The sequence below is a fragment of the Stenotrophomonas maltophilia group sp. RNC7 genome (assembly GCF_030910085.1).
In the GTDB taxonomy this organism is placed as follows: domain Bacteria; phylum Pseudomonadota; class Gammaproteobacteria; order Xanthomonadales; family Xanthomonadaceae; genus Stenotrophomonas; species Stenotrophomonas sepilia.
This window is the reverse complement of sequence record NZ_JAVFVN010000404.1, coordinates 1-10950: the sequence shown is the minus strand read 5'-3', so window position 1 is coordinate 10950 and position 10950 is coordinate 1. Positions and strand designations below refer to the sequence as shown.

Sequence of the window (10950 nt, the reverse complement as noted above, 5' to 3'; positions counted from 1 at the left end):
TTTGCCCGCGGGGGTTCGGGGCGGGGGGGGGCGGTAAACTTCGTGGACGTGGGCACGCAGCCGGTTGGGGCCGGGGGGGGGCGGGCCCCCCATTGTCGGTTGGCATGTTTACCTTTTGGTGGCGGGCCGGGGGCCGGAAACCTCTTGGACCTGGCCCGGCTCCCGTTTTGGGCCGGCCGGGGGCGGGCCGCCCCTGGGCCGGGGGCCTGGTTTCCTTTGGTTGGCGGGCCCGCGGCCGGCACTACCTTTATGAATGGGCGATATTTCCCACCCTGCCCGCCCCGCCACGGCTTCGGTATGCTGGCGCCCTTTCCTGAATCCGGCGCCGTGCGCGCACTGCCGATGAGCCTGTTCCGCCCCCGCATGCTGCTGTCTGTCGCCCTGATCGGCCTGCTGGCCGGCTGCGGTGGCGACCCGGTCCGCCCCACGCCACCGCCTGCGCCGACCGTGGTCCCGCAGGCCAAGCCGGTGAAGATCGGCATCGCCCTGGGCGGCGGCGCGGCCAAAGGCTTTGCCCATATCGGCGTGATCAAGATGCTGGAGGCCAACGGCTTCGAGCCGGCCGTGGTCGCCGGCACCAGCGCCGGCAGCGTGGTCGGCGCCCTGTATGCCAGCGGCATGGATGCCTTCCAGATGCAGAGCAGGGCCGTGGCGCTTGATGAAGCCAGCATCCGCGATGTGCGCCTGTTCTCCGGTGGCCTGGTGCAGGGCCAGAAGCTGCAGGACTACGTCAACGAACAGGTTGCCAACCGTCCTGCCGAGCGCCTGAAAAAGCCGTTCGCCGCCGTCGCCACCCAGCTGGAAACCGGCGAGCGCGCAATCTTCGTGCGCGGCAATGTCGGCCAGGCCGTGCGCGCGTCGAGCAGCATCCCCGGTGTGTTCGAGCCGGTGAAGATCGGCGGCCGCAACTACATCGACGGTGGCGTGGTCAGCCCGGTACCGGTGGACGCTGCCCGCCAGCTCGGCGCCGACTTCGTGATCGCCGTCGACATCTCCAGCAAGGCCAGCGGCAAAGCGCCGACCGACATGCTGGGCATCGTCAACCAGTCCATCTCGATCATGGGCCAGCGCCTGGGCGAGCAGGAACTGGCGCGCGCCGACATCGTCATCCGCCCGAAGGTACTGGACATCGGTGCCGCCGATTTCAGCCAGCGTGGCACCGCGATCCTGGAAGGCGAAAAGGCCGCGATGGCAGCGATGCCGCAGATCCGCGCGAAGATCCAGCAGCTGCAGCGCGCGCGCGCCGCAGCTGCCGCACCGGCACCGGTGGCCGCGCCGAAGTGCGAGGAAGCCTCGCGCCTTGGCAAGCTGATCGGCCGCAAGGACAAGTGCTGATCCATTGAAGCCAGGCCACCGGGCCCGCCCGGTGGTCGCTCAGGACTCCAGCTGCGACAGCGGCAACGCCTGGAAGCCCTTCACCGTGCGCAGCACGAAGCTGGAATTGGCATCGGCCACGCCACCGGCATTGAGCAGCCGGTCCAGCAGGAAGCGCGAGAAGTGCTCCAGGTCGCGCACGTACACGTGCAGCAGGTAGTCCATGTCGCCCGTCAGCGCGTGGCAGGCCACCACCTCGTCCCACGCCTGCACGCTGTCCACGAAGTGGCCGATGGCGGCCTGGTCGTGCTTTTCCAGCTGCACGCGCACGAAGGCCTGCAGGCCCAGCCGCAGCTGCCGTGGCTCCAGCCGCGCGCCATAGCCGACGATCACGCCCTCGCTTTCCAGCCGCTGCAACCGCCGCAGGCAGGCCGAAGGCGAGAGATTCACCCGCGCCGCCAGTTCGGCGTTGGTGGCGCGCCCATCCCGCTGGATTTCGGCCAGCAGGCGTATATCCGTGCGATCGAACTGGACTTCTCCGGCCATTGTTGCCCCGCAACATGGTGAGTACGCAAGGATATTGCGCCAACAAGGCCAATCGGCGCAACTTTTGCAACCCTGTTGCGCGTCCCCTGCCCTAGCATCGTGGGTATCCCATCCAGGAGTGCCGCATGGACCTCGCCCAGCCCCGCCGCGTCGAACACCAGCAGACCGACAAGGGCTACGTGCCGGTGTATACCACCGCGCTCGTCGAGCAGCCATGGGACACCTACAGCGCCGACGACCACGCAACCTGGAGCACGCTGTACCAGCGCCAGCGCGAGCTGCTGGTCGGCCGTGCCTGCCAGGAGTTCCTGGATGCGCAGGACGAAATGGGCATGAGCGCACACATGATTCCGCGCTTCGACCAGCTCAACGAAGTGCTCGGCGCCGCCACCGGCTGGACCCTGGTCGGGGTTGAAGGCCTGTTGCCGGAACTGGATTTCTTCGACCATCTGGCCAACCGCCGTTTTCCGGTGACCTGGTGGATCCGCCGCCCGGACCAGATCGACTACATCGCCGAACCGGACCTGTTCCACGATCTGTTCGGCCACGTGCCGCTGCTGATGAACCCGGTGTTCGCCGACTACATGGAGGCGTACGGCCGCGGCGGCGTCAAAGCGCATGCGATCGGTCCGGATGCGCTGCAGAACCTGACCCGCCTGTACTGGTACACCGTGGAGTTCGGCCTGATCGACACGCCCGAGGGCCTGCGCATCTACGGTGCCGGCATCGTGTCGTCGAAGGGCGAGTCGCTGTACTCGCTGGAATCGGCCGCGCCCAACCGCATCGGCTTCGACCTGCAGCGGATCATGCGCACGAAGTACCGCATCGACACCTTCCAGAAGACCTACTTCGTCATCGACAGCTTCGAACAGCTCATGCAGGCGACCTCGCCGGACTTCACCCCGATCTACGCGGCACTGGCCAACCAGGCGCATCTGCCGGCCGGTGAAGTGCAGGGCGACGACCGCGTGTTCCAGAAGGGCACCGGCGAAGGCTGGGCCGACGGCGGCGACGTGTAAGCACACAACGCGCACGGCTTTGCACTGAAAACGGCGCACATGGGTGCGCCGTTTTCGTTGTTGCCTGCCTGCGCCACTGCAGCGGCGCAGGCGAGGGCAGGGCACTCAGGCGTCCACGGCCCGGCAGGACCCGCGCACCATCAACTGCGGATGCACGCTGGCGGCGGTCGGCGCGTCGGGCACGTCGGCCTGGACCAGCATGGCGGCGGCGGTGCGGCCGATATCGGAGACGTGGCGCCGCACCGACGTCAGCGGCGGCCACAGCCGCGATGCCAACGGGCTGTCGTCGTAGCTGACGATCGACAGCTGCTGCGGCACCGCGATGCCTGCACGCAATGCCACCTGGTACACGCCTGCGGCGATTTCGTCGTTGCCGGCGAAAATCGCACTGGGGCGTTGCTCGCCCATCAGCAGCCGTTCGGCGGCATGCACGCCGGACTCGAAGGTGTCGCCCGCTTCCAGCACGCGCTCGCCGGGCAGGGTCAGGCCGACCTGCGCCAGCCGATCAAGGAAACCATGCGTCCGTTCGCGCGCAGCACGCCGGTCACCCGGTCCGGTGATCACCGCAATGTCGCGGTGGCCAAGCGAAAGCAGGTAGCCCGCCGCAGCGGCAGCGCCATCGCGGTCATGGGTGACCACGGCATGGTTCTCATCCTCCGAGGCATGCGCGTTGATGCGCACGTAGCGACAGTCGATGTCATCGAGGGTCTGCGCCAGCGCAGCCGATTCGGACGCACGCGGCCCCAGGATCACGCCGTGCAGCTTCTGCTGCTGCACGAAACGGCGCACGCCCTGCGGGCATTCCGGATCCTGGCTGTCGCAGGGGTGCACCACCAGCTCATAGCCGGTGCCGCGCAGCGCGTCCAGCGCGCCGTGCTGCAGGTCGACAATGCATTGGGCACCCGGGTCGTCATACACCAGGCCGATCAGGAAGGAGCGGCGGAATGCCAGCCCGCGCGCGAGAGGATCGGGCACGTAACCGACCTCGCGCATCAACGCCTCGACCTTGTCGCGGGTGTCCTTGCGCACCAGCGGCGAGTTGTTGATGATTCTTGAAACCGTTTTCTTGGAAACTCCCGACAGTCGTGCGATGTCGTTGATCGTGGCAGCCTTGCCCTTCGATGCCGGCAACGCGGCATCGCTAATAGTTCGCACTGACATGTATAGAACCAGGTAAGTCGGAGAATTCTAGCCTTGCGCCCGTCGGGCGCGAAGTTGCGGAATGTCGCAGCGGATCTGAATCGTGTCGTGTTCGACAGGTTCTGCTGCGCAAGGTTCCATTGTGATCGCTCTACTGCGTCTGCATCTGAATCGTTCTTCCGCGCGTATTCACCTTGAATGTGGACGCGACGCGCGCGAACGCCAACATTCCCTTAACCATGCTCCGCTACATTCGAGGCATGGACCTGCAGACTTCTCCGTTTCCGCCATTCCGCGGCCGCGACCGGTTGATCGCCGCAGTCGACGCGGCGATGAGCTCCGGTGATCCCGAGCGCATCACGACCGACCTGCAGCTGGCGCTGCAGGAAGCCATAACCGACAGCCGCATCGAGTTGCCCGAATGCGTGCATCGGCCGGTCAGCGATCATTACGCGCGACGTCCGCTGTACCACAGCCGCGAACACGGCTACAGCGTGATTGCCATGAGCTGGGGCCCAGGGCAGGGCACGCCGCTGCACGACCACGATGCCATGTGGTGTGTGGAGGGCGTGTGGTTGGGCGAGCTGGAGATCACCCGCTACGAGCTGCTGGAGTGCGCCGGCGAGCGCTGGCGCTTCCGCCGCCACGCCGCGCTGCGCGGGGGCTGCGGCAGTGCAGGCAGCCTGATCCCCCCGCATGAGTACCACACCCTGCGCAATGCCAGCGATGAGGCACTGGCGATCTCGGTACACGTGTACGAGGCGCAGATGGAGCGCTCGGCGGTGTTCGATCCGCTCGGTGGCGACTGGTACCAGCGCCGCATCCAGGCGCTGCAGGCCGACCCGGCCTGAATCCGGCGCAGTGCGGAGCAGGGCACCGTCGCGGTCCGCATGGCATCATGCGCCGCTGCGCTGCCGGCACCGGCAGCATCCGCGATGCCCTGGCGGGCAAGGAGCAAGACGATGTCCAGCGCTGATCCGCGCCTGCGCGCGCTGTTGAAGCTGGCACCGGTGATCCCGGTGTACACCCCCGAAGATGTGAATGAAGCGGTCGAAGTGGCCCAGGCGCTGTTCCGTGGCGGGCTGCCGGTGATCGAGGTGACCCTGCGCACGCCGCAGGCGCTGGATGCGATCAAGGCCATGGTCGAGGCCGTGCCGGACGCGGTGATCGGTGCCGGCACCGTACTCAACGCCGCGCAGATGCAGGCGGCGAAGCAGGCCGGTGCGCGTTTTGCCGTTTCCCCCGGTGCCACGCCGGCACTGTATGCGGCCGCGCGTGATGCCGACCTGCCGTATCTGCCCGGTGCTGCCACCGCTTCGGACCTGATCCAGGGCCTTGAGCACGGCGCGGACACCTTCAAGTTCTTCCCGGCCGTGCAGGCCGGCGGCGCCGCGCTGCTGGCCGCCTGGCACGGCCCGTTCGCCGATGTGCGCTTCTGCCCGACCGGCGGCATCAGCGCGCAGACCGCGCCGCAGTTCCTGCACCTGCCCAACGTGCTGTGCGTGGGCGGTTCGTGGCTGACCACCCCGGCGCTGCTGCAGACCCGCGACTGGGACGCCATCGAGCGCCTGGCCCGCGAGGCCTCGGTGCTGGCCAGCTGAACCTGCTTCGCGGATCTTCAAAGGTTTGATCGTGATCAAAGCGCCGGCCTCGCGCCGGCGTCATTCTGTGGGCAAGCGCACTACGGAGATCCGAACATGAATTCCACCATGAAGGCCGCTGTCGTGCGTGAGTTCGGCAAGCCACTGGTGATCGAGGAAGTCTCGGTACCGCGCCCGGGGGCGGGCGAGGTACTGGTCAAGATCGAGGCTTGTGGCGTCTGCCACACCGACCTGCACGCCGCCGAGGGCGACTGGCCGGTGAAACCGAACCCGCCGTTCATCCCCGGCCACGAGGGCGTGGGGCACGTCGTGGCCGTGGGAGGCGGGGTAGGGCACGTCAAGGAAGGCGACAGGGTCGGCATCCCCTGGTTGTACTCGGCGTGTGGTCATTGCGAACACTGCCTGGGTGGCTGGGAAACGCTGTGCGAGACGCAGCGCAATACCGGCTACTCGGTCAACGGCGGCTTCGCCGAGTACGCACTGGCCGATGCCAACTATGTCGGCCTGCTTCCGAAGGACGTGGGCTTCGTCGAGATCGCGCCGGTGCTGTGCGCCGGCGTGACCGTCTACAAGGGCCTGAAGGTCACCGACACCAAGCCCGGTGACTGGGTGGCGATTTCCGGCATCGGTGGCCTGGGCCACATGGCCGTGCAGTACGCCCGCGCGATGGGCCTGAACGTGGCCGCGGTGGACGTGGACGACACCAAGCTGGCACTGGCCCGCCAGCTGGGCGCGCAGGTCACCGTCAACGCGCGCACCACCGACCCGGCCGCGTTCCTCAGGAAGGAAATCGGCGGCGCCCACGGTGCACTGGTCACCGCAGTGTCGCCGAAGGCGTTCGAGCAGGCACTGGGCATGGTCCGCCGTGGCGGCACTGTCTCGCTCAATGGCCTGCCGCCCGGCAACTTCCCGCTGGACATCTTCGGCATGGTGCTCAACGGCATCACCGTGCGCGGCTCGATCGTCGGTACCCGCCTGGACCTGCAGGAATCGCTGCAGTTCGCCGCCGAGGGCAAGGTCGCGGCCACGGTCAGCACCGACCGCCTGGAAAACATCAACGACGTGTTCGCGCGCATGCATGCGGGCACCATCGAAGGCCGCGTGGTGCTCGACTTCGCCGCCTGACCCCCTGTGCATGGCCGCCGTCGCTCCGTCCCCCTCTCCCACGGACGCGGCGGCCATGCCGATTCATCGGTAGTGCCGGCCGCTGGCCGGCAACGCGGGCACTCTGTGGCCGCCGTACAATGCGCGCATGCCCGGCCTGCTCAAGACCCTGTTCCTGTCCCTCGTTGCCCTGATCGGCGGCGTGCTGTCGCTTGCGCTGGTCAGCAGCGTCGCCAGCTGGCTGCCACCGTTGCTGGGCCTGTCGCCGGACAACAACAGCGTGCAACTGGGCTGGGATCTCACCTTCAGCGTGCTCGGTGGCATCGCCGGGGTTTCCTTTGCCACCTATTACGCGCCCTGCTGGCCGCGATCGCACGGCTTCTCGATCTGGTCGCTGGTCGCACTGGGCTGTGGCTACGCCATGTGGACGGCGGGTGCGGATTTCCCGTTCTGGTTCGTCATTTCACTGCTGGCGTCACTGCCGTTGCAACTGCTGGCCGGCTGGTGGTTCGGCCGTCGTCCCTCGCGCGATCCAAGGTGATGCCGCCCCTGTAGAGCCGAGCCCATGCTCGGCTGCCTGTGTCGATGTGCATGCAAGCCGAGCATGGGCTCGGCTCTACAGGTCCATGCGCGGCAGCGTCTGCTTCAACCGCGCGATGCCCTGCCATGGGTCACCCTTCAGCCGCTTCGCGCGCGCCAGTGCCTTGGCCATCGGAAAAGCGTCGGCCGCACTGACGCGTGCAAGCTCTTCCCAGCGCAGCGGCACTGCCACGCCAGCGCTGTCGCGTGCACGCAGCGACCACGAGCACACGCTGGTAGCGCCCCGTGTGTTGCGCAGCCAGTCGATGAAGATCACCCCGCCGCGCTTGGCCTTGCTCATCGTCGCCACATAGCGATCAGGCTGCTCCAGCGCCATTGCCTGCGCGAATGCCTCGCAGAACGCCTTCGCCTCGTCCCAGCCTGCCTTGGGCTGCAGCGGCACCACCACGTGCACGCCCTTGCCACCGGACAGGCGTACGAAGCTCTTCAGGCCCACCTGCTGCAGGCGGTCACGGACATCACGCGCAGCGGCTTTCACCTCCGTCCAGCCGACCCCTTCACCGGGATCGAGATCGAACACCAAGCGATCCGGGTGCTCGGGATCGGCCACGGTCGCGCCCCACGGATGCAGCTCCAGAGTGTTCATCTGCACCAGTTGCAGCAGGCCCTGCACATCGTCGATGTAGACGTAGTCCTCGCGGCCGCTCTTCTGCTGCAGGGGCACCGCGTGCACGGCATCCCCCAGGCCGGGGCCATGGTGCTTCTGGAAGAAGCAGTCCTTGCCCACGCCATCCGGGCAGCGCAGCAGCGACAAGGGCCGCCCGGCAATTTCGGGCAGGATCCAGCGCGCCATGCGCTGGTAGTAGTCCGCCACGTCGCCCTTGCTGAACTTCTGCCTTGGGAACACCACCCGCTCCGGATGGGTGATCTGGACCTCGCCGCCGGCTTCAGCACTCGATATGGCCACTCCCAGGTCCTCCTTCTGCTTGTCGATGCGCAGCCGCTTGAAACTGGCCTGGCGCAGCAGGCCTTCCTTGCCCCAGCCACGGAAGGCCACCTCCGCCACCGTCACCGGCTTCACCCAGCGAACGCTGGCGGCGCGGAACGGCACATGCGCCGGCAGCTGCAGCACAGGCGTCTTCACCGCCAACGGCTGCAGCGCCTTGTGCAGCGCGCGCAGGCGCTCGTCGTCGAAGCCGGTGCCGACCCGCCCCACATAGCGCAATCCGCCGTTGTCCGGCGTGGCGAGAAGCAGCGAGCCGAACCCTACCCGGGAGCCCTTCGGTGCCGTGTAGCCGACAATCGCGAACTCGTCGGTGTCTTCATGCTTCACCTTCACCCAGCTGCGTGCACGGGTGTTCACGTAGGGCGCATCCACCTGCTTGCTGACGATGCCTTCGAATCCCGCCTTGCCGCTGGCATCGAATACCTGCGGGCCATGGTCGATCACGTGCTCGCTGAAGGCCAGGGTTCCGGGCGTGGGTCCGATGAGATCCTTCAGCAGCGCCTTGCGCTCCAGCAGCGGTGAACGACTGATGTCCACGCCGGCCACACCCGGCAGATCGAACACGATGTAGCGCAACGGTTGCTTCGAACTCCCGTCGATCACGCGCTGCAGCGCGGCGAAGTCGCTGCGCCCCTGCTTGTCCAGCACCACCAGCTCGCCGTCCAGGCGCGCATCCCGCACCGGCAGTGCCTGCACGGCCTGTACCACCTCGGGGAAATCACCGGTCCAATCCAGGCCGTTGCGGGAGCGCAGCGTCACCTTGCCTTCGTGCAGATCGGCCAGCAGGCGATAGCCATCCCACTTGATCTCATGCAACCAGCGCTCGCCGTCCGGTGCACTGTCGCGATGATCGGTCAGCTGTGGCTTGAAGGCACGCGGGTAGGGCGTGTCACGCGCGCCGTCCAGGTTCAGTGCTCGCGCATGCCAACGCGCATCGGCCTTGCGGGTCGCCGATCGTGCAGCCGGTGCGGCGCGCGTTGACTTGCCCATCGTGCGCTTGCTCACTGCGGATGTGCGTTTCGGCATGGGGGATTGGAGCAGATCATCTGCTTCGGCATCGCGCGCTTCCTCGTCGTCGCGTTTGATCAACAGCCACTGCACCTGGCGTCCCTTCATCGCTGTGCGCACCAGCTTCCAGCCGCCGGCCAGGCGTTGCCCATGCAGCACGAAGTCGATCTTTCCCGCTGCCAGTGCCTGCAGTGGATCGCCTTCGCAGGCCCATGTGCCGTGATCGAAGACCTCCACGTGGCCAGCGCCGTAGTGGCCTTCGGGAATATCGCCTTCGAAACCGGCGTAGGACAGCGGATGGTCTTCCACTTCCACGGCCAGCCGCTTGTCACCAACGCGAAGCGAAGGACCCTTCGGCACCGCCCAGCTTTTCAGCACACCGTCCATCTCAAGGCGGAAGTCATAGTGCCGCGAAGTGGCATGGTGCAGCTGTATGACAAAGATCGGCCGCCGCTTCGGATTGCCGTGTGCGGGCGTGTCGTCAGGTTCCGGTGTCTGCCCGAAGCCACCGCCAAGTCGGCGCTTTCGCCGGTACTGGTGCAACGACATGGCTCAACCTGCCTTGCGACGTGCAGCGGTTTTCTTCGCGGCCTTCTTCGTTGCCTTCTTTGCGGCCTTCTTTACCGTCGGCTTGGTGGCTGCTTTCCGCGTTGCCATCTTCTTCGCCGGCGTACGCTTGTTCGCGTCCAGGCTCTTCTGCAGCAGCGCCATGAAATCGACCACGTTGGTGGTGGCATCCTCGCGCGGTACAGGCTCATCCTCCACCCGGGTGGTACCGCCCTTGGACTTGATGCGCTTGTTCAGCACCTGCTGCAGGCGCTCGCGGAATTCGTCGTGATACTGCGACGGATCCCAATCACCGGACATCGACTCGATCAACTGCTCGGCCATCGCCGTTTCCCTGCTGCTGATGCGGTAATCGGCGAGCTTTCCGGTGGGCAGCTTGTAATCTTCGGGATCCACCAGTTCCTGCGGATAGCGCAGGATCATCAGCACCAGCGCGTCCGCATGCGGCATCACCGCGCACAGGTATTCGCGGGTACGCACCACCACCCGGGCGATGCCCACCTTGCCGGTGCTGCGCAATGTCTCGCGCAGCAGCACGTAGCCCTTTTCGGCCTTCTTGCCGGGCACCAGCAGGTAGGGTTTCTCGTAGTAGCGCGGGTCGATCTGCGCGGCATCCACGAACGATTCCACCTCCACCGCTTCGTGGCTTTCCGGTGCCGCAGACCGGATATCGCCTTCCTCCAGCACGACATAGCTGCCCTTGTCGTACTCGTAGGCTTTGACGATGTCCTTCCATGGCACTTCCTCGCCGGTATCGGCGTTGACCCGCTCGAAGCGGATCGGCTTGCGGTCGCGGGAGTCGAGCATGCGGAACTGCAGATCGACCTTGCGTTCGCCTGACATCAGCGACACCGGCACGTTGAGCAGGCCAAACGACAGCGTGCCGGTCCAGATCGGGCGGGCCATGGGCGTACCTTTGGCGGGGCAGGGCATCCAGCTTCGGATGGGCGGTGTAAACCACCCGTGTCGATACCGTGCACGTGGGTTCTACGGAGAACGGTAGTGGCGGCCGCGGGCCGGCCGGCCGCGCCGCCCGAAGTTTACTGAGGTTGGCCGCCCGCGGGCGGCCCAACCGCCCCCCCCGCCCCCCCCCCCCCCCCCCCAA

Annotated in this window: 10 protein-coding genes; 6 read left to right on the top strand and 4 right to left on the bottom strand. The window is 66.8% G+C overall.

Annotated features, from left to right (window positions below):
- Nucleotides 1-342 precede the first annotated feature (342 nt).
- Nucleotides 343-1335, top strand: coding sequence for a patatin-like phospholipase family protein (locus RCF13_RS06875; RefSeq protein ID WP_061480471.1), 993 nt, complete (start codon nt 343-345; stop codon nt 1333-1335).
- A 39-nt stretch (nt 1336-1374) separates the two neighbouring features.
- Here RCF13_RS06875 and RCF13_RS06870 read toward each other — a convergent pair whose 3' ends face one another.
- Nucleotides 1375-1860 carry an Lrp/AsnC family transcriptional regulator gene (locus tag RCF13_RS06870; protein ID WP_005411782.1) on the bottom strand — a complete coding sequence of 162 codons (486 nt, stop codon included), beginning with the start codon at nt 1858-1860 and terminating at the stop codon, nt 1375-1377.
- Between the two features lie 125 nt (nt 1861-1985).
- Between RCF13_RS06870 and phhA the strand changes: the two genes are divergently transcribed.
- Nucleotides 1986-2879: a phenylalanine 4-monooxygenase gene (gene phhA, locus RCF13_RS06865; RefSeq protein WP_053496712.1), complete on the top strand. Its 894-nt coding sequence runs from the start codon at nt 1986-1988 to the stop codon at nt 2877-2879.
- A 105-nt stretch (nt 2880-2984) separates the two neighbouring features.
- Here the strand turns inward: phhA and RCF13_RS06860 are convergent, their stop codons facing one another.
- Complete coding sequence (locus RCF13_RS06860) at nt 2985-4040, bottom strand: LacI family DNA-binding transcriptional regulator (protein WP_061480459.1); 1056 nt, start codon at nt 4038-4040, stop codon at nt 2985-2987.
- A gap of 239 nt (nt 4041-4279) precedes the next feature.
- Here RCF13_RS06860 and RCF13_RS06855 point away from each other — a divergent pair, with 239 nt between their 5' ends.
- The 4 genes from RCF13_RS06855 (at nt 4280) to RCF13_RS06840 (ending at nt 7265) form a co-directional block, all read left to right on the top strand.
- On the top strand, nt 4280-4870 hold the full coding sequence (locus tag RCF13_RS06855) for a cysteine dioxygenase family protein (protein ID WP_061480460.1): 591 nt from the start codon (nt 4280-4282) through the stop codon (nt 4868-4870).
- A 111-nt stretch (nt 4871-4981) separates the two neighbouring features.
- Nucleotides 4982-5620 (top strand): bifunctional 4-hydroxy-2-oxoglutarate aldolase/2-dehydro-3-deoxy-phosphogluconate aldolase, encoded by a 639-nt coding sequence (eda, locus tag RCF13_RS06850; RefSeq protein WP_065186797.1) that lies wholly within the window; start codon nt 4982-4984, stop codon nt 5618-5620.
- Nucleotides 5621-5716: 96 nt separating this feature from the next.
- Complete coding sequence (adhP, locus tag RCF13_RS06845; protein ID WP_061480462.1) at nt 5717-6745, top strand: alcohol dehydrogenase AdhP; 1029 nt, start codon at nt 5717-5719, stop codon at nt 6743-6745.
- Nucleotides 6746-6872: 127 nt separating this feature from the next.
- Complete coding sequence (locus tag RCF13_RS06840) at nt 6873-7265, top strand: hypothetical protein (RefSeq protein ID WP_134968989.1); 393 nt, start codon at nt 6873-6875, stop codon at nt 7263-7265.
- Between the two features lie 75 nt (nt 7266-7340).
- On the opposite strand, the gene ligD is transcribed toward RCF13_RS06840, so the two are convergent.
- Both ligD and RCF13_RS06830 read right to left on the bottom strand, forming a co-directional pair.
- Nucleotides 7341-9827 (bottom strand): DNA ligase D, encoded by a 2487-nt coding sequence (ligD, locus tag RCF13_RS06835; RefSeq protein WP_134968988.1) that lies wholly within the window; start codon nt 9825-9827, stop codon nt 7341-7343.
- A gap of 3 nt (nt 9828-9830) precedes the next feature.
- Nucleotides 9831-10751: a Ku protein gene (locus RCF13_RS06830; protein WP_154349999.1), complete on the bottom strand. Its 921-nt coding sequence runs from the start codon at nt 10749-10751 to the stop codon at nt 9831-9833.
- Between the last annotated feature and the right edge of the window lie 199 nt (nt 10752-10950).